The organism is Streptomyces sp. GQ60, assembly GCF_059758875.1.
This window is the reverse complement of record NZ_JCAXEG010000001.1, coordinates 810,454-828,804: the sequence shown is the minus strand read 5'-3', so window position 1 is coordinate 828,804 and position 18,351 is coordinate 810,454. Positions and strand designations below refer to the sequence as shown.

16 protein-coding genes are annotated in these 18,351 nt (G+C 70.8%); 9 read left to right on the top strand and 7 right to left on the bottom strand.

What is annotated here, in order from left to right; translation table 11 throughout:
- Positions 1 to 57 precede the first annotated feature (57 nt).
- Positions 58 to 717: a TetR/AcrR family transcriptional regulator gene (locus AC6CKD_RS03875; RefSeq protein WP_498325111.1), complete on the bottom strand. Its 660-nt coding sequence runs from the start codon at positions 715 to 717 to the stop codon at positions 58 to 60.
- 263 nt (positions 718 to 980) lie between these two features.
- Here AC6CKD_RS03875 and AC6CKD_RS03870 point away from each other — a divergent pair, with 263 nt between their 5' ends.
- The 5 genes from AC6CKD_RS03870 (at position 981) to AC6CKD_RS03850 (ending at position 9,325) form a co-directional block, all read left to right on the top strand.
- A complete protein-coding gene (locus AC6CKD_RS03870) occupies positions 981 to 1,103 on the top strand; it encodes a hypothetical protein (RefSeq protein WP_498325110.1) in 123 nt (40 codons plus the stop codon).
- Positions 1,104 to 1,243: 140 nt separating this feature from the next.
- Positions 1,244 to 3,037, top strand: a complete 1,794-nt coding sequence (locus tag AC6CKD_RS03865; protein ID WP_498325109.1) for a glycoside hydrolase family 3 protein — start codon at positions 1,244 to 1,246, stop codon at positions 3,035 to 3,037.
- Between the two features lie 221 nt (positions 3,038 to 3,258).
- Positions 3,259 to 4,002 (top strand): response regulator transcription factor, encoded by a 744-nt coding sequence (locus tag AC6CKD_RS03860; RefSeq protein WP_330298546.1) that lies wholly within the window; start codon positions 3,259 to 3,261, stop codon positions 4,000 to 4,002.
- The gene (locus AC6CKD_RS03855; protein ID WP_478689519.1) at positions 3,999 to 5,093 is read left to right on the top strand and encodes a HAMP domain-containing sensor histidine kinase; all 1,095 of its coding nucleotides are present in this window, start codon (positions 3,999 to 4,001) and stop codon (positions 5,091 to 5,093) included. The genes AC6CKD_RS03860 and AC6CKD_RS03855 overlap by 4 nt, the downstream gene beginning before the upstream one ends.
- Before the next feature lie 257 nt (positions 5,094 to 5,350).
- Positions 5,351 to 9,325, top strand: a complete 3,975-nt coding sequence (locus AC6CKD_RS03850) for a multifunctional oxoglutarate decarboxylase/oxoglutarate dehydrogenase thiamine pyrophosphate-binding subunit/dihydrolipoyllysine-residue succinyltransferase subunit (RefSeq protein WP_498325107.1) — start codon at positions 5,351 to 5,353, stop codon at positions 9,323 to 9,325.
- A 258-nt stretch (positions 9,326 to 9,583) separates the two neighbouring features.
- Here AC6CKD_RS03850 and AC6CKD_RS03845 read toward each other — a convergent pair whose 3' ends face one another.
- Positions 9,584 to 10,810 (bottom strand): aKG-HExxH-type peptide beta-hydroxylase, encoded by a 1,227-nt coding sequence (locus AC6CKD_RS03845; protein ID WP_498325106.1) that lies wholly within the window; start codon positions 10,808 to 10,810, stop codon positions 9,584 to 9,586.
- A gap of 144 nt (positions 10,811 to 10,954) precedes the next feature.
- On the opposite strand from AC6CKD_RS03845, the gene AC6CKD_RS03840 reads away from it, so the two are divergent.
- On the top strand, positions 10,955 to 11,140 hold the full coding sequence (locus AC6CKD_RS03840; protein ID WP_422524664.1) for a DUF6104 family protein: 186 nt from the start codon (positions 10,955 to 10,957) through the stop codon (positions 11,138 to 11,140).
- 121 nt (positions 11,141 to 11,261) lie between these two features.
- On the opposite strand, the gene sodN is transcribed toward AC6CKD_RS03840, so the two are convergent.
- Positions 11,262 to 11,657, bottom strand: a complete 396-nt coding sequence (gene sodN, locus AC6CKD_RS03835; RefSeq protein WP_030709803.1) for a superoxide dismutase, Ni — start codon at positions 11,655 to 11,657, stop codon at positions 11,262 to 11,264.
- Between the two features lie 193 nt (positions 11,658 to 11,850).
- Between sodN and sodX the strand changes: the two genes are divergently transcribed.
- On the top strand, positions 11,851 to 12,318 hold the full coding sequence (gene sodX / locus AC6CKD_RS03830; protein ID WP_498325104.1) for a nickel-type superoxide dismutase maturation protease: 468 nt from the start codon (positions 11,851 to 11,853) through the stop codon (positions 12,316 to 12,318).
- On the opposite strand, the gene AC6CKD_RS03825 is transcribed toward sodX, so the two are convergent.
- Positions 12,222 to 12,851 (bottom strand): CGNR zinc finger domain-containing protein, encoded by a 630-nt coding sequence (locus tag AC6CKD_RS03825; protein WP_498325103.1) that lies wholly within the window; start codon positions 12,849 to 12,851, stop codon positions 12,222 to 12,224. The two genes, sodX and AC6CKD_RS03825, sit on opposite strands and share 97 nt — an antisense overlap.
- A gap of 79 nt (positions 12,852 to 12,930) precedes the next feature.
- Here AC6CKD_RS03825 and AC6CKD_RS03820 point away from each other — a divergent pair, with 79 nt between their 5' ends.
- Complete coding sequence (locus AC6CKD_RS03820; protein WP_498325102.1) at positions 12,931 to 13,707, top strand: class I SAM-dependent methyltransferase; 777 nt, start codon at positions 12,931 to 12,933, stop codon at positions 13,705 to 13,707.
- An 85-nt stretch (positions 13,708 to 13,792) separates the two neighbouring features.
- On the opposite strand, the gene AC6CKD_RS03815 is transcribed toward AC6CKD_RS03820, so the two are convergent.
- The 3 genes from AC6CKD_RS03815 to AC6CKD_RS03805 all read right to left on the bottom strand — a co-directional run bounded on the left by AC6CKD_RS03815 (position 13,793) and on the right by AC6CKD_RS03805 (position 16,525).
- Positions 13,793 to 14,545 (bottom strand): amino acid ABC transporter ATP-binding protein, encoded by a 753-nt coding sequence (locus AC6CKD_RS03815; RefSeq protein WP_266912717.1) that lies wholly within the window; start codon positions 14,543 to 14,545, stop codon positions 13,793 to 13,795.
- 11 nt (positions 14,546 to 14,556) lie between these two features.
- Entirely contained in the window at positions 14,557 to 15,507 is a 951-nt protein-coding gene (locus AC6CKD_RS03810; protein WP_498325100.1) for an amino acid ABC transporter permease, read from the bottom strand.
- Positions 15,508 to 15,577: 70 nt separating this feature from the next.
- Positions 15,578 to 16,525, bottom strand: coding sequence for an ABC transporter substrate-binding protein (locus AC6CKD_RS03805; RefSeq protein WP_498325099.1), 948 nt, complete (start codon positions 16,523 to 16,525; stop codon positions 15,578 to 15,580).
- Between the two features lie 521 nt (positions 16,526 to 17,046).
- Between AC6CKD_RS03805 and AC6CKD_RS03800 the strand changes: the two genes are divergently transcribed.
- The gene (locus AC6CKD_RS03800; protein ID WP_243336158.1) at positions 17,047 to 18,249 is read left to right on the top strand and encodes an NAD(P)-dependent malic enzyme; all 1,203 of its coding nucleotides are present in this window, start codon (positions 17,047 to 17,049) and stop codon (positions 18,247 to 18,249) included.
- The last annotated feature ends 102 nt before the right edge of the window (positions 18,250 to 18,351 follow it).

Here is an 18,351-nt window from a genome sequence, read left to right as displayed (position 1 = left end):
GAGCAGGCCGGACGAGCGGAGCGAGCCGAGCGAGCACCGCCACCCCCTACCGCCCCGTCACAGCCCCGTCCCCGCCACCGTGATCTCCCGCAGCCGCCGGTCCAGGTATCCGCGCAGCAGGACCGCCATGTCCACGCCCTCCGGGTCCAGCACCCACTGGATCTGGAACCCGTCCATCACCGCGATGGTCTCGCGGCCGACGGCCTCGCAGTCCGTGTCCGGCCGCACTTCCCCGCGCGCCACGCCCGCCCGGAGCAGGCCGACGCTGTAGCCGAGGACCCGGTCGTAGCGCTGCCGGAAGTACGCGTGCGCGGGGTGGCCGGGGTTCCCCGATTCGCCGACCAGGGTGTTGTACATCCGGACGAGCCCGGGCCGGCGGGTGTTCTCCTCGGCGAGGGCGACCACCGCGGCGAAGTGCTCGGCGACCGGGGGGGCCTCCTCGGCGGGCCCGCTGAAGAGCCGCTCCACGTCGTGCTGCTCGCTCTGCGCCAGAACGGACAGCAGCAGGTCCTCCTTGCCGCGGAAATGGTGCAGCAGGCCGCCCTGGGTGATCCCGCAGTCATGGGCGATCCGGGCGAGCGAGGAGGCGTGGAAGCCCCACTGCGCGAAGTGCTCGACGGCGGTGTCGAGGATCTTCTGGCGACGGGCGTCGCCCACCGCGTAGCCGCCCCGGGCGGCCGCCGCCTTGGGGGCCGTTCGGCCCTTGTCCTGTGCCATGCGGACCACCCTAAACCCGACTGTTTCCGGCCATCCCGATGGAGTGATCCAGCTCACCACGCGAAAACCTAGTGGGTGCGTGGTTTTCGCGCCTACGGTGAAACCGCCCGGTCGGCGACGAGGCCGGCGCGGAGACGCTGGAGCCCTCATGCCGCTCACGCAGGACCCCGGAAGCGCACTCGACGCCACCGACCGCCCCGATCCGGCCGGGCCGGTCACCGCACCGGTCACCGCACGACGCCCTCCCGCAGTCCCTCGTCCCGATGCTCGCGCCGTTCGCCCTCGCCATCGGAGGAGGGGGTAACTACGGCGCCCTCTTCCTCGTCGGCGGCATCGCGGCCGCCGACGGCGCCGCCCTCGTCCAGCTGATCCGCTCGGCGAAGTGACGGCCCTCCCGACCGGGCCCGCGGCCGCCCGGGCAGCCGGCCCCGGCTCTCCGACCGATCAGCGGCCCGCCGTCCCCGCGGCCTCCCCCGCGCACGCTCCCCCGCCCGCCCCCGCGACCGACCTCCTCAGGAGCCCTGCCATGAACGCCACCCCGGCCACCCCGAGCATCCCCACCGGCCCCGCGCCCCTCCCCTACCGGGACGCCTCCCTCCCCGCGGACCAGCGCGTGGAGGACCTGCTCTCCCGCATGACCCTGGAGGAGAAGGCCGGCCAGCTCTTCCACTCGATGCTGATGATGAACCCGGACGGCACCCCGGTCACCGAGACCGACGGCTCGATCCTCCCGTTCACCACCCCCGAGCTGATCGAGGGCCGCTCCCTCACCCACTTCAACCTCCTCGGCAGCTACGGCGCCCGCGAGATGGCGACATGGCAGAACGCCGTCCAGGAGATGGCCGCCGGCACCCGCCTCGGCATCCCGGTGACCCTGTCCACCGACCCCCGGCACTCCTTCACCGACAACATCGGCGCCTCCTTCAACGCCGGTGCCTTCTCCGCCTGGCCCGAGGCCCTCGGCCTCGCCGCGATCGGCGACCCGGAGCTGGTCTTCGAGTTCGCCGACATCATGCGGCGCGAGTACCTCTCCGTCGGCTTCCGCGTCGCCCTGCACCCGCAGATCGACCTGGCCACGGAGCCCCGCTGGGCCCGTCAGTCGGGCACCTTCGGCTCGGACGCGAAGCTGACGGGCGAGCTCGTCCAGGCCTACGTACGGGGCCTGCAGGGCGAGACGCTCGGCGCGGCCTCGGTCTCCGCGATGGTCAAGCACTTCCCGGGCGGCGGCCCGCAGAAGGACGGCGAGGACCCGCACTTCGCGCACGGCAAGGAGCAGATCTACCCGGGCGGGATGCGCGAGCACCACCTGGAGCCGTTCAAGGCGGCCATCGCGGCCGGCTGCTCGCAGATGATGCCGTACTACGGCCAGCCCATCGGCACCGACTGGGAAGAGGTCGCCTTCGGCTTCAACAAGGGCGTCGTCACCGGCCTGCTGCGCGAGGAGCTCGGCTTCCGGGGCATCGTCTGCACCGACTGGGGGCTGCTCACGGACTCGGTGATCTTCGGCGAGAAGCACCCGGCCCGCGCCTGGGGCCTGGAGCACCTGACCACCGCCGAGCGCACGGCCCGCTCGCTGGAGGCGGGCGCGGACCAGTTCGGCGGCGAGCAGTGCCCCGAGGTGGTCGTGGAGCTGGTCCGCTCGGGCCGGGTCCCCGAGGCCCGGATCGACGCCTCCGTACGCCGGCTGCTGCGCGAGAAGTTCGTCCTCGGCCTGTTCGAGAACCCGTACGTGGACCCGGACGCGGCGGCGGAGACGGTCGGCCGCGCCGACTTCGCGGCGGCCGGCGCCGCGGTCCAGCGGCGCTCCCTGACGGTGCTCACCAACACCGGGGAGACCCTGCCGGTCTCCGGCCGGCCGAAGCTGTACGTCAAGGACGTGGACGCGGACGTCGCGGCGGCGTACGGGGACATCGTGTCCGACCCGGCCGAGGCCGACCTGGCGGTGCTGCGGCTGCGCACCCCGCACGAGCCGCGCACGAACATCTTCGAGTCCTTCTTCCACTCGGGTTCGCTGGCCTTCCCCGAGGAGGAGCTCGCCGAGATCCTGTCCCTCCTGGACACCGTCCCGACCCTGGTCTGCATCAACCTGGAGCGGGCAGCGGTGATCCCCGAGATCGCGGAGCGGGCGGCCGCGCTGATCGCGGACTACGGGGCTTCGGACGCCGCCCTCCTCGACGTGGCCTTCGGCCGGGCCGCCGCCGAGGGGCGCCTCCCCTTCGAGCTCCCGCGCTCGATGGCGGCCGTGGCGGCCTCCCGCCCTGACGTCCCGAACGACACCGCCGACCCGGTGTTCCCGCACGGGCACGGCCTGACCCTGTAGCCCTGCGGGGCCGGGACCGCCCTCCGGGCGACCCGGTCCCGCCGGGGCGTACGCGTACAGGCCGACGCCGGCCAAAAATCCTGCCCCGCCTGCGTTTGAGGAGCAGGGGTCCGGGGGCAGAGCCCCCGTGCAGCGGACCCGCATGCGGAACCCGTCATAGCCGGAGCTCAGCCGCTCCTCTACGCTGCACCCCTACCACGCGGGATCTTCAGGGGCGGGACATGGAACAGACGCACACCACCACCCACAACGGCGCCGCGGCCACCCCCGGCGCGCAGCGCCGGGTACTCGTCGTCGAGGACGACCACACCATCGCGGAGGCCATCGCGGCCCGGCTCCGCGCCGAGGGCTTCCAGGTCCAGACGGCCGCGGACGGGCCGGCGGCCGTCGCCGCGGCCGAGAGCTGGCTTCCGGAGCTGCTGGTCCTGGACGTCATGCTGCCGGGCTTCGACGGCCTGGAGGTCTGCCGCCGGGTCCAGGCGCAGCGGCCCGTTCCGGTGCTGATGCTCACCGCCCGGGACGACGAGACCGACATGCTGGTCGGCCTCGGGGTCGGCGCCGACGACTACATGACGAAGCCCTTCTCGATGCGCGAGCTGGCCGCGCGGGTCCACGTACTGCTGCGGCGGGTGGAGCGGGCCACCCTGGCCGCGCACGCTCCGCGCGGGGCCACCCTGCGCCTGGGCGATCTGGAGATCGACCACGCGCAGCGCCGGGTCCGGGTGCACACCGAGGACGTGCACCTGACGCCGACGGAGTTCGACCTGCTGGTGTGCCTGGCCGGGACCCCGCGGGCCGTGCTCTCGCGGGAGCAGCTCCTCGCCGAGGTGTGGGACTGGGCCGACGCGTCCGGGACCCGTACGGTCGACAGCCACATCAAGGCGCTGCGCCGGAAGATCGGCGCCGAGCGGATCCGTACGGTCCACGGCGTCGGGTACGCCCTGGAGACCCCGGCGCAGCCGTGAGCGGCCACCGGCCGCCGGGGCAGCGGCCGCCCGGGGGGCTGCGGCCCTTCTCGCCGTTCTCGATCAAGACCAAGCTGGGCACGCTCGTGGTGGTGTCGGTCTTCATCACCACGGGTCTGCTGATGGTGGCCCTGCGCACGGCCACCGAGGTGCGCTTCATCACGGTGTTCTCGGTGATCGCCTCGATGCTGATCACCCAGTTCGTGGCGCACAGCCTGACGGCTCCGCTCGACGACATGACCACCGTGGCCCGTGCGATATCGCACGGGGACTACACGCGCCGGGTGCGCGGGGCGGGCCGCCGCGACGAGCTGGGCGACCTGGCCGCCACCATCAATCTGATGGCGGACGACCTGGAGGCGGTGGACCGGCACCGCAAGGAGCTCGTCGCCAACGTCTCGCACGAGCTGCGCACTCCGATCGCGGCCCTGCGGGCGGTACTGGAGAACGTGGTCGACGGGGTCTCCGCCGCCGACCCGGAGACCATGCGCACGGCCCTGAAGCAGACCGAGCGGCTCGGCCGGCTGGTGGAGACCCTGCTGGACCTCTCCCGCGTCGACAACGGGGTGGTGCCGCTGCGGGCCCGCCGCTTCGAGGTGTGGCCGTACCTGTCGGGGGTGCTGAAGGAATCGGGCCTGGCGGCCGCCGGCCGGCCGGGGCTGTCCTCCGGCTCGGGCGGGCACACCCGCAACGACGTCCACCTCCACCTGGACGTGTCCCCGCCGGAGCTGACGGCGTACGCGGACGCCGAGCGGCTGCACCAGGTGGTGGCGAACCTGATCGACAACGCGGTCAAGCACAGCCCCCCGCACGGCCGGGTCACGGTCCACGCCCGGGCGGGCGACGCGCCCGGGGGCCTGGTTCTCGAGGTCCGGGACGAAGGTCCCGGAATTCCGGAGGCGGAGCGCCACCGGGTCTTCGAGCGGTTCAACCGGGGCAGCGCGAGGGGCGGCGACGGCGGCACGGGCCTGGGCCTGGCCATCGCCCGGTGGGCGGTCGGCCTGCACGGAGGGCACATCGGGGTGGCCGAATCGTCACGGGGCTGCCGCATCCTCGTCACGCTTCCGGGCAGCTCGCAGGCGCCGGGTTGACGTAGGGTTCGAGTGGGAAGGACATGATCTCGGCCACATGCGCCGGGGTCCGTCAGGGGTGCGAAGCCAGGGGGCCGCAACCGCGGTGCCTCCTGCCCGAACCACGCTTGTTTCCCGCCATTCCAGGTGGTGAAACCCGCCGTTCGATGTGACCTGCGCGACGTAAGTCCCGCCCGGTCTGCATCTCACGGCCCGGGAGGCGTAGCCTTTATTCCCGCTGTCCATACCTTGTGAAGCGGAAGAGGGCGGTTGCCGCCGTGTCGCCACAGTCCCCCAGTAACTCGAGCACCACGACCGAAGCAGGAGAAGGCGGGAAGAACCCCGCCCCAGGCTTCGGCGCGAATGAGTGGCTCGTCGACGAGATCTATCAGCAGTACCTCCAGGACCCGAACTCGGTCGACCGGGCCTGGTGGGACTTCTTCGCCGACTACAAGCCGGGTGGCGCTGTCGCTCCGGTGAAGGCGGATAAGCCCACGGACCGGCCCGCTCCCCCCGCCGCGACGACGACGGACGGCGCCTCCGCACAGGCCGCCACCCCCGTCACCGCCGCGACCCCGCAGGCTTCCGACGCCGTCGTCACGGGGGCGGCCACGCCGGCCACCCCCGGCGCCGTGCCCACGACGCCCGTGCCAGCACCTGCCCCTGTACCTGCCACCCCCTCTGGTGCCCCTGCTGTGACTGTCACCTCCCAGGCCCCGGCCGCCGCCGCACCGGCTGCCCCTGCCTCCCAGGCTCCGGCTCCCGCCGCAGCCCCCGCCGTAGCCCCCCAGAAGGCCGCGCCCCCCGGTGCAAGCACCGCCTCCACCGGAGCGCCTAACGCCGCGCCCACCTCGGAGGCCCCCACGGGCCCCGACCTGGTGACGCTCCGCGGCCCGGCGGCTGCCGTCGTCAAGAACATGAACGCCTCGCTGGAAGTGCCGACGGCCACGTCCGTCCGCGCCGTCCCGGTGAAGCTGCTGTTCGACAACCGCATCGTCATCAACAACCACCTGAAGCGCGCCCGGGGCGGGAAGATCTCCTTCACCCACCTCATCGGCTACGCGATGGTGCAGGCCATCAAGGCCATGCCGTCGATGAACTACTCCTTCACGGAGAAGGACGGCAAGCCGACCCTGGTCAAGCCGGAGCACATCAACTTCGGCCTCGCGATCGACCTGGTGAAGCCCAACGGCGACCGCCAGCTCGTCGTCGCGGGCATCAAGAAGGCCGAGACGCTCAACTTCTTCGAGTTCTGGCAGGCCTACGAGGACATCGTCCGCCGGGCCCGCATCGGCAAGCTGACGATGGACGACTTCACCGGGGTGACGGTCTCCCTCACCAACCCCGGCGGCCTGGGCACCGTCCACTCCGTGCCCCGCCTGATGCCCGGACAGTCGGTCATCATGGGCGTGGGCTCCATGGACTACCCCGCCGAGTTCCAGGGCACCTCGCAGGACACCCTGAACAAGCTGGGCATCTCCAAGGTCATGACCCTGACCTCGACCTACGACCACCGGGTCATCCAGGGCGCGGCCTCCGGCGAGTTCCTGCGCATCGTCGCGAACATGCTGCTCGGCGAGAGCGGCTTCTACGACGACGTCTTCGAGGCGCTGCGCATCCCGTACGAGCCGGTCCGCTGGCTCCGGGACATCGACGCCTCGCACGACGACGACGTCACGAAGGCCGCCCGCGTCTTCGAGCTGATCCACTCCTACCGGGTCCGCGGCCACGTCATGGCCGACACCGACCCGCTGGAGTACAAGCAGCGCAAGCACCCCGACCTCGACATCACCGAGCACGGCCTCACCCTGTGGGACCTGGAGCGCGAGTTCGCGGTCGGCGGCTTCTCCGGCAAGTCGATGATGAAGCTCCGCGACATCCTCGGCGTGCTGCGCGACTCGTACTGCCGCACCACCGGCGTCGAGTTCATGCACATCCAGGACCCGAAGCAGCGCCGCTGGATCCAGGACCGCATCGAGCGCCCGCACTCCAAGCCGGAGCGCGAGGAGCAGCTGCGGATCCTGCGCCGGCTGAACGCGGCGGAGGCCTTCGAGACCTTCCTGCAGACGAAGTACGTCGGCCAGAAGCGCTTCTCCCTGGAGGGCGGCGAGTCCGTCATCCCGCTGCTCGACGCCGTCATCGACTCGGCCGCCGAGGCCCGCCTCGAAGAGGTCGCGATCGGCATGGCCCACCGCGGCCGCCTGAACGTGCTCGCGAACATCGTCGGCAAGTCGTACGCGCAGATCTTCCGCGAGTTCGAGGGCAACCTCGACCCGAAGTCCATGCACGGGTCCGGCGACGTCAAGTACCACCTGGGCGCCAACGGCACCTTCACGGGCCTGGACGGGGAGCAGATCAAGGTCTCGCTCGTCGCGAACCCCTCGCACCTGGAGGCGGTGGACCCGGTCCTGGAGGGCGTGGTCCGCGCCAAGCAGGACATCATCAACAAGGGCGGCACGGACTTCACGGTCCTGCCCGTCGCCCTGCACGGCGACGCGGCCTTCGCGGGCCAGGGCGTCGTCGCCGAGACGCTGAACATGTCTCAGCTGCGCGGCTACCGCACCGGCGGCACCGTGCACGTGGTCATCAACAACCAGGTCGGCTTCACCGCCGCCCCGGAGTCCTCGCGTTCCTCGATGTACGCGACCGACGTGGCCCGCATGATCGAGGCGCCGATCTTCCACGTGAACGGCGACGACCCGGAGGCCGTGGTCCGCATCGCGCGCCTGGCGTTCGAGTTCCGCCAGGCGTTCAACAAGGACGTGGTCATCGACCTCATCTGCTACCGCCGCCGCGGTCACAACGAGTCGGACAACCCGGCGTTCACGCAGCCGCTGATGTACGACCTGATCGACAAGAAGCGCTCGGTGCGCAAGCTGTACACCGAGTCCCTCATCGGTCGCGGCGACATCACGCTGGAAGAGGCGGAGCAGGCGCTCCAGGACTTCCAGGGCCAGCTGGAGAAGGTCTTCGCGGAGGTCCGCGAGGCCGCCACGCAGCCCGCGGTCGCCCCGGTGGCGCCCGCGCAGGTCGCGCAGGAGTTCCCGGTCTTCGTGAACACCGCGATCTCCCAGGAGGTCGTCAAGCGGATCGCCGAGGCCCAGGTCAACATCCCGGACACGGTCACCGTCCACCCGCGTCTGCTGCCGCAGCTGCAGCGCCGCGCGGCGATGATCGACGACGGCACCATCGACTGGGGCATGGGCGAGACCCTGGCCTTCGGCTCGCTGCTGATGGAGGGCACCCCGGTCCGGCTGTCCGGCCAGGACTCCCGCCGCGGCACCTTCGGCCAGCGCCACGCGGTCCTCATCGACCGGGAGACGGGCGAGGACTACACCCCGCTGCTCTACCTGTCGGACGACCAGGCCCGTTACAACGTCTACGACTCGCTGCTCTCCGAGTACGCGGCCATGGGCTTCGAGTACGGCTACTCGCTGGCCCGCCCGGACGCGCTGGTCCTCTGGGAGGCCCAGTTCGGCGACTTCGTCAACGGCGCGCAGACCGTCGTCGACGAGTTCATCTCCTCGGCCGAGCAGAAGTGGGGCCAGACGTCCGGCGTCACGCTCCTCCTCCCGCACGGCTACGAGGGCCAGGGTCCGGACCACTCCTCCGCCCGCCCGGAGCGCTTCCTGCAGATGTGCGCGCAGGACAACATGACGGTCGCGATGCCGACCCTCCCGTCGAACTACTTCCACCTGCTGCGCTGGCAGGTCCACAACCCGCACCACAAGCCGCTCATCGTCTTCACCCCGAAGTCGATGCTGCGCCTGAAGGCCGCGGCGTCGAAGGCGGAGGAGTTCACGACCGGTGCGTTCCGTCCGGTCATCGGCGACACGCGCGTCTCCTCCGGAGCCGGTGATCCGAACGAGATCCGCAAGGTCGTCTTCTGCGCGGGCAAGGTCTACTACGACCTGGAGGCCGAGCGCGAGAAGCGCGGCATCACCGACACGGCGATCATCCGCATCGAGCGCCTCTACCCCCTCCCGGGTGCCGAACTCCAGGCGGAGATCGCCAAGTTCCCGAACGCGGCGAAGTACATCTGGGCCCAGGAGGAGCCGGCGAACCAGGGCGCGTGGCCCTTCATCGCCCTCAACCTGATCGACCACCTCGACCTGGCGGTCGGGGCGGACATCCCGGCCGGCGAGCGCCTGCGCCGCATCTCCCGCCCGCACGGCTCGTCCCCGGCGGTCGGCTCGGCCAAGCGCCACCAGGCGGAGCAGCAGCTCCTCCTGAACGAGGTCTTCGAGGCCTGAGCACTGCGCTTGCCCGAACAGTGGAAGGCCCGGCCCCCTCGAATCACCGAGGGGCCCGGGCCTTCCGGCTTCCCGCTCCGCCCGGCTCCTGGGGCTCCGCCCCAAACCCCGCGCCTCAAACGCCGGAGGGGCTGAATCTGCCCTGCGGGCATCAGCCAAATCCAGCCCCGCCGGCGTTTGAGGCGCGGGTCTGGGCGGAGCCCAGGGAACGGTGGAAGGGCGGGTAGGGGAACTCCGCCCCGCGCAGCGGTCGCCCCGTCAGCCAGCCGCGTACGGAACCAGGTTCGGGTGGGCTTCACACCAATCGGCCCGGGCCCGCTCCACCACCCCGCGGGCCACCGCGTACCGCGTACCCGGCGAGCCCACACCGTCCATGGCCTGCTCGGCCGCCACCATCGAGGCGACGAACACCCGCCCGCCCGCGGTGAGTTCCGGGCAGGCGTCCAAGACGGGCAGTACCGCGGCCACCTGAGCCCGCACCCGTGCGTGCTGCGCCCAGGCCCCCCTGGCCCCGTAGAGCGCCGCGCGCTGCCAGTAGCCCGCCAGCCCGAGATGCGCGTACGCGCCCCGCAGGAGCCCCTCCAGCGGCCGTGGATCGGCCCGCCAGGGCGCCCAGTACCGCGCGGAGCGGTCGGCGGTGTGCAGCGGGACCGCCTCCGCGAGGGCCGCCAGCTTCCCGTGCTGCACCTCGAACACCAGGGTCGCGGCCAGCGCGGGCGGCGGCTGCGGCCGCGCCAGGACGGAGCCCGCCGCCACGGGCAGGGTCCCGCCGTAGGACCGGGCGCTGCCGGACAGCGGGACCACGCAGCGCAGCAGCAGCCCGGCCTCCTCCGCGCGGGCGGTGTCGTAGCGCCGCAGCAGGGTGAGGGCCCCGGACCACTGGGTGTCCCAGCGCTTGTGCCCCTTCGGGGTGAGCCGCCGGGCGGCGGGCACCGTCCCGGGGGCGCGGTACGGGTCCAGGTCGTCGAGGGCGGTCCGCCCGTCGGGCAGCGCGTGCAGGGCCAGCGCCTCCGGGTGGCCGGGGTCCCAGGAGCCCTCGGTCAGGGCGAGCGGGCCGGGCCGGTCCGGGCGCAGCAGTCCGAGGGTGGGCAGGACGAGGCGTCCGTGCGCGGGCCGCAGCGTGATCTTGAAGCCGATCCCGGCGCGCAGCGCGGCGGCGGCGGCGAGCGCCCCGAGGTGTCCGAGGTCGGCGGGCGGTCCGTGCCGCGTGCGCAGCCGCCGCAGCGTCTCCTCGGCCCACACCCCGGTGGCCGGATAGTGCACCACGTCGCCCGCCGCCCGGGGGTCGCGGCGCCCGGCCTCCGCCAGCAGGGCCCAGCGGTCGGCCGCCTCCCCGGAGCGGGCTCCGGGCAGTTCCCCGAGCTCCCGCAGCAGCCGCAGCCGCCGGGCCCGCCGTACGCCGCACACCAGCGCGGTCCCTTCGGCGGACGGCTCGGTGGAACCGAGTGCCCGCAGCACGCCGTCGCTCGGCTCGGGGTGATCCATTCATACCTCCCGCCGCGGACCCTCCATCCCTGCCCTGGAGAGGGGCTCCACGAACGGCGGAAAGCGGTCAGGTCCGGCCCGGCGGACCGGCGGATTATCCTGACGGGACACACCCGAACACCCGACCACCGCACGGAGCCCGACTTGTACTTCACCGATCGCGGCATCGAGGAGCTGGAGAAGCGGCGCGGCGAGGAGGAGGTCACCTTCGAGTGGCTCGCCGAGCAGCTGCGCGCCTTCGTCGATCTGAACCCGGACTTCGAGGTCCCGGTGGAACGCCTCGCCACCTGGCTGGCCCGCCTGGACGACGAAGACGACGAGGACGAGTAGACGAGCGGGACGCTCCGCGCGCGCCGCACCCACGGCATGACGAAGGGGCCCGACCGCACTGCGGTCGGGCCCCTTCGTCATCGTCCCCGCGGGACAAGGCCGATCAGGCTGGAGGGCCTGATCAGGCGGCCTTGGTCTCCCAGAAGATGCGGTCGATCTCGGCGATGAGCTCCAGCGCCTTGGCGCCGGTCGCCGGGTCGTTCGACGCCTTGGCGGCCGAGAGGGCCTTCAGGGTGTCGTTGACCAGGGTGTGCAGCTGCGGGTACTTCTCGAAGTGCGGCGGCTTGAAGTAGTCGCTCCACAGCACGGAGACGTGGTGCTTCGCGAGCTCGGCGCGCTGCTCCTTGATGGTGATGGCGCGCGCGCGGAAGTCGGCGTCGTCGTTGGCCTGGTACTTCTCCTGCACGGCCTTGACGGACTCGGCCTCGATGCGGGCCTGGGCAGGGTCGTACACGCCGCACGGAAGATCGCAGTGGGCGGAGACCTTCGCCTTGGGGGCGAAGAGGCGGGAAAGCATGGAGTTTGTCCTCCTCGTGATCGTCTTCTCAAGGGGGAGATTACTCCGTGAGAAAGACGATTTCGCGGCCGCCCCCGTGGGGTTGGGACAAAAGTCCAGGGGCGTGCCCGGGCCGGTGACCGAATGTACGGAAGAGTGCGGCAGCATGCGGGGTGGCACGAAGAGTGGACGAGCGCGGTCGAGGAGGTCACGGATGGCGGGGAGCACGCGCTCGCGCGGCCGGACGCGGGAGTGGGAGTCGCCGTTGAAGCGGATCGGCACCGTGGAGGTGAGGGGCCCCTCGATGGCGCCGACGCTGGAGAACGGGGACCAGGTGCTGGTCCGCTACGGAGCCCCCGTGCGGGCGGGCAACGTGGTGGTGCTGCGCCACCCGTTCCAGCAGGACCTGCTGGTCGTCAAGCGGGCGGCGGAGCGGCGGCCGGGCGGCTGGTGGGTGCTGGGCGACAACCCGTACAACGAGACGGGCGACAGCACGGACTACGGGGCGGTGCCCGACGAGCTCGTGCTGGCGACGGCGGTGGTCCGCTTCCGGCCGCGCCCCCGGCCGGAGCACGCGGCAGGGGATCAGCGCTCGCTGAGGGCGTGGCTCTCCTGGGCTTCCTCGGCGCTGCGTCCGCTGCGGGCGGACTCCTCGGCCTCCAGCCGCTTGCGGGCGCGGTAGGCGGCGACGTTGGCGCGCGTGGCGCACCGGTCGGAGCAGTAGCGCCGGGAGCGGTTGGTGGAGGTGTCGAGGTAGGCGTTGCGGCAGGGCGGGGCCTGGCAGAGGCCGAGCCGGTCCGGGCCGTGCTCGGTGAGGTGGAAGGCCAGCCCGAAGCAGGCGATCGCGGCGTATCCGGCGGAGGCGTTGGAGGGGTGGTCGGCCAGGTGGATGTGCCAGTTCGGGCCGCCGTGCTCGGCGATCATGTCGTGCCCGGAGACCTGGGGGCTCACCGGGAACTCCATGAGCAGGGAGTTCAGCAGGTCCACGGCGAGGACGTGGTCGCCGCCGTCGGCGGCCTCGAAGACGGCGCGCAGCCGGCCGCGGACGTTGCGGAAGCGGGTGACGTCACCGTCCGTGACCCGGCGGGCCATCTGCACGCTGGCGCCGAAGAGGGCGCGGACGGCGTCCACGGAGGTCAGCGAGTCCTTGTTGCGGGCCGGCTCCTCGGTGTTGACCAGGCGCACGGCGTAGTCCGAGTAATGGGCCAGTTCCACTTGTAGTCCTTACGGCTGCGGATTAGTGTCTCCGGTAACGGCTGAGACATGTTCGAGGGTATTACGCATGGAGGCATTCGTGGCGGATAGAGCACGCTCCGATACGGCAGCAGCGTCCGACTGGCAGGCCTGGCAGGACAGCTGGGACCGGCAGCAGGAGTGGTACATGCCCGACCGCGAGGAGCGGTTCCGGGTGATGCTGGACATGGTGGAGGCCCTGGTCGGCACCGCCCCCCGGGTGCTCGATCTCGCGTGCGGTACGGGAAGTATCACGGACCGCGTCCTCAAGAGGTTCCCGCAATCCACCAGTACGGGAGTCGATCTCGACCCCGCCCTGTTGACGATCGCCCGGGGCCACTTCGCGGGCGACCCCCGCGCCGCCTTCGTGACCGCCGACCTCAAGGACCCCGACTGGCGCGCGGCCCTGCCCCACGACTCCTACGACGCGATCTTGACGGCCACCGCCCTGCACTGGCTGCCCAGCGAGGACCTCGCCGTCCTCTACGGGCAGCTCCCTCCCCTGCTGCGCACCGGCGGGGTGTTCATGAACGCCGACCACATGCCCGACCCCGCCACCCCGCGGATCAACGCCGCCGAGCGAGCCCACCGGCACGGCGGCATGGACCGGGCGAAGGCGGCCGGGGCACTGGACTGGCGCGAGTGGTGGGAGCTCGCGGCCGCCGACCCGGAGCTCTCCGAGCCGACTAAGGCCCGCTTCGAGATCTACGGGGAGCACGCCGACGGCGACACCCCGACGGAGTCCTGGCACGCCGCCACGCTGCGCGGGGCCGGCTTCGCGGAGGCCCGTACGGTCTGGCGCTCGCCGTCCGACGGACTCGTGCTGGCCCTGAAGTAGGCCCCGGCGGCGGGACCGGCCGGGCACGCGCGTGAGGGGCGGTACGGGAATCCGTACCGCCCCTCACGCGTGGGACGCGGCCGTCCTAGAGGACCTTGGAGAGGAAGGCCTTGGTTCGGTCGTGCTGGGGGTTGCCGAGGACTTCGCGGGGGTGGCCGGATTCGACCACGACGCCGCCGTCCATGAAGACGAGGTTGTCGCCGACCTCGCGGGCGAAGCCCATCTCGTGGGTGACCACGATCATCGTCATGCCCGACTCGGCGAGGTCCCGCATGACGTCGAGGACGTCACCGACGAGCTCGGGGTCGAGCGCGGAGGTGGGCTCGTCGAAGAGCATCAGCTTGGGTTCCATGGCCAGCGCACGGGCGATGGCCACGCGCTGCTGCTGGCCGCCGGAGAGCTGGGTGGGATAGTTCCCGCCCTTGTCGCCGAGTCCGACGCGGTCCAGGAGCTTGACGGCGCGTGCGCGTGCGACGGCCTTCGACTCGCCCTTGACCATGACGGGGGCTTCCATGACGTTCTCTATGGCCGTCATGTGGGGGAAGAGGTTGAAGCGCTGGAAGACCATGCCGATGTCCCGGCGCTGGGCCGCGACCTCGCTGTCCTTCAGCTCGTAGAGCTTGCCGGCCTTCTCCTTGTAGCCGACGAGCCGGCCATCGACGGAGAGGCGGCCGGCGTTGATCCGCTCCAGGTGGTTGATGCAGCGCAGGAAGGTGGACTTCCCGGAGCCGGACGGGCCGACCAGGCAGAACACCTCGCGGGGGGCGACTTCGAGGTCGATCCCCCGCAGGATGTGGGCGGGGCCGTAGGACTTGTGGACGGCCTCGGCCTTGACCATCGGCTGGGCGGTCACTTCGCCACCTCCGTACGGCGGAACATGTTCAGGTTGGCCTTCAGCCGCTGGAACGGCGTGGGCGGCAGGGAGCGCAGCGAACCGCGTGCGTAGCGGCGCTCCAGGTAGTACTGGCCGACGCTGAACACACTGGTCAGGGCCAGGTACCAGATGGAGGCGACGAACAGCATCTCCATGATGGCGCCGGCCGTGGACCCGATGTTCGACGAGGCCCGCAGCAGCTCCGTGTACTGGACCGCGGAGACCAGCGAGGAGGTCTTGAGCATGTTGATGAACTCGTTGCCCGACGGCGGGATGATCACCCGCATCGCCTGCGGGAGCACCACGCGGCGCATGGTCTGCGTCTGGGTCATGCCCAGTGCGTGCGAGGCCTCGCCCTGGCCCTCGTCGACGGACTGGATGCCGGCCCGGACGATCTCCGCCATGTAGGCGCCCTCGTTCAGGCCCAGGCCCAGCAGGGCGACCATGAACGGGGTCATCAGCTCGACGGTCTCTTGCTTGTAGATCGGGCCGAGGTTCACGTACTCGAAGATCAGCGACAGGTTGAACCACACCAGCAGCTGCACGTAGACCGGGGTGCCGCGGAAGAACCAGATGTACAGCCAGGCGACCGTGTTGGTCACCGGGTTCTTCGAAAGCCGCATGACCGCGAAGATGATGCCGAGGACCAGGCCCAGCGCCATCGCGGACACGCTGATCACGATGGTGTTGCCCAGGCCGCTGAGGATCGAGGGATCGAAGAGCTTGTCCCCGACCGTCCCCCAGATCACGTTGCCCTGCGAGAAGGCGTAAATCAGCCAGCCCAGCAGCACGACGACGACGATGCCGCTGATCCAGCGGCCGTAGTGCCGCACCGGGATTGCCTTGATGGCCTCGTACGGGGTGCCCGAGGCGCCGGGCCCGGCCGGCGGAGTTGCCGCCGAACCCTTGTCGATCTTGTCAGTCACAGTGACTGCCCTTCAGTGGAGCTAAGGAAACAGGGACCGGCGGGCACGGTCGCCCGCCGGTCCGCACGGGTCACTTGCCTGCGTTGACCGTCGCCGACTGCACGGCGCTGTCCTTGACGTTCCACTTCTCCAGGACCTTGGCGTAGGAGCCGTCCTTGATGATCGCGTCGAGGGCCTGCTTCAGGGCGTCGCGCAGCTGGGTGTTCTCCTTGCTGACGCCGATGCCGAAGAGGCCGACGTCGGCCTGCTGGCCGGCGACCTCGAAGTCGTTGCCGCCACCGGAGGTCTTCGCGGCGTACGCGGCGATCGGGTAGTCGTTCAGGTCGGCCACGGCGCCGCCGGCCTTGACGCGGGTCTGGGCCTCGGCGTCGGTGTCGAAGGCCTCGATGGTGAGCTTCTTGTCACCGCACTTCACGGCCTGGGCCTTGAAGGTGTCCTCGTACGTCGTGCCGCGCTGGACGGCGACCGTCTTGCCGCACAGGTCGTCCAGGGACTTGATGCCCTGCGGGTTGCCCTTCTTGACGAGGAGCGAGACGCCGGAGGAGAAGTAGTCGACGAAGTCGATCCCCTTGCCGATCTGCTTGCCGTCGTCGTCGAGGCCCTTCTGGCGCTTCTCGTTGTCCGTGATGGACGACATGATCGCGTCCTGGCGGCCGGTGTAGATCGAGGTGATCAGACCGTCGAAGCTGCCGGAGGTGAACTCGAACTTCACGCCGAGCTGCTTGCCCATGGCCTCGGCGATGTCGGGGTCGACACCGACGATCTTGCCGCCCTCGGTGTACTCCATCGGCGCGTACGCCGCGTCCGTGCCGACCTTGATGACACCCGCGTCCTGGATCTTCTTCGGCAGGGCGGAGAAGAGCGGGGCGGCGTTGGACTTCGTGGCGTCCCCGGGCCCCTTCTTCTCGGTCTGGTCTCCACAGCCGGTGAGGATCAGGGCGCCGGCGACCGCGATCGCGCCGACCACGGCGATCCGGGACCGGGCGGCGGTCGTACGGCGGGTGGTGCTTGCGGTCATGAGCTGGTTCCTCCGGCAGGTGGAAAGCATCGAAAAGCGGTCGGGCACGCCCCATCGAGTGTCGCGACCTTGTGTGATTAGGGGCATCTTGCCATTCGGACTGAGTCATTCAGGCAGCCCGCCAGGTCAAAATCGGATAACGGCAGCCCCTTCGTACCCAACAGGACTGCGGACAAGGCGCCTCAGAGCCGCACGAACGGCCGTGACCTGGGCCTTTTGCCGCACTATTTACGGCGCGTCTCGCCCATCGGACAGAGAGGTTTGGACTTTTCGCCAAAACCGGGACAAGGAGCTTATGGTCGAGCGGGAATCGACTCGTCTGGGTGAGTGTTCTTCGGGTAGAACAGATCCTTACACCCCTCATCCGGGGCTCAGGGCGCGCGTGCGGCGCGCCCGCGCGTACGAACCTCCCCTTCGCGGAGACGGGCCAACCGTCGATGCGGAGACGGACGCGGTGCCCGCCCACCCCTTAACCAGGAGTGGCCACCCTCAACGATTCAAAGACTTAAGGGGTTAAGACAGTGGCAGCGGAGATCGTCAATCCTCGCAGCGACAGCGTGACGGACAACAACCCGGATGCGGTGTTCGCGCTGCACCGGGGCGGCAAGATGGCCATCGTGGCCACGGTGCCGGTCCACAACAAGGACGACCTGTCCCTGGCGTACACGCCCGGCGTTGCGAAGGTCTGCAGCGCCATTGCCGAGCAGCCCGAGCTCGTGAACGAGTACACCTGGAAGTCCAACGTGGTCGCCGTCGTCACCGACGGTACGGCCGTGCTCGGACTCGGTGACATCGGGCCCGAGGCATCCCTCCCCGTGATGGAGGGCAAGGCCATTCTGTTCAAGCAGTTCGGTGGCGTCGACGCGGTTCCGATCGCGCTCGCCACCAAGGACACGGACGAGATCATCGAGACCGTGATCCGCCTCGCTCCGTCCTTCGGCGGGGTGAACCTGGAGGACATCTCGGCGCCCCGCTGCTTCGAGATCGAGCGCCGCCTCCAGGAGGCGCTGGACATCCCGATCTTCCACGACGACCAGCACGGCACGGCCATCGTGACGCTGGCCGCCATGCGCAACGCCGCGAAGCTCACCGGTCGGACCCTCGCCGACCTGCGCGCCGTGATCTCGGGCTCCGGTGCCGCGGGCATCGCGATCGCCAAGATCCTCGTGGACGCGGGCATCGGCGACGTCTGCGTCACCGACCGCAAGGGCGTCGTCTCCGCCGACCGCTCCGACCTGACGGACGTCAAGGCGGAGATCGCGGGCCTGACGAACAAGACCGGCCAGACCGGTTCCCTGGAGAGCGCCCTCGCCGGCGCGGACGTCTTCATCGGCGTCTCCGGCGGTACGGTCCCCGAGGCCGCGGTGGCGACGATGGCGAAGGACTGCTTCGTCTTCGCCATGGCCAACCCGAACCCGGAGGTCCACCCCGACGTCGCGCACAAGTACGCGGCGGTCGTGGCCACGGGCCGCTCGGACTTCCCGAACCAGATCAACAACGTGCTGGCGTTCCCCGGCATCTTCGCGGGCGCGCTGAAGGTCCGCGCGACCCGGATCACCGAAGGCATGAAGATCGCCGCCGCCGACGCCATCGCCGGCGTCGTGGGTGACGAGCTCGCCGCCGACTACGTGATCCCCTCGCCGTTCGACACCCGCGTCGCCGAGGCCGTCACGGCCGCGGTCGCCGCGGCGGCGAAGGCCGACGGCGTGGCCCGCCTGGCGTAGTCACTGCGCCGGTTGTACGAGGTGGGGCCCGGCCGAACCATTCGGCCGGGCCCCACTTGCGTTCCCGGCCCACCGGCGTTCGCATCCGGTCCGAGGCCGGCC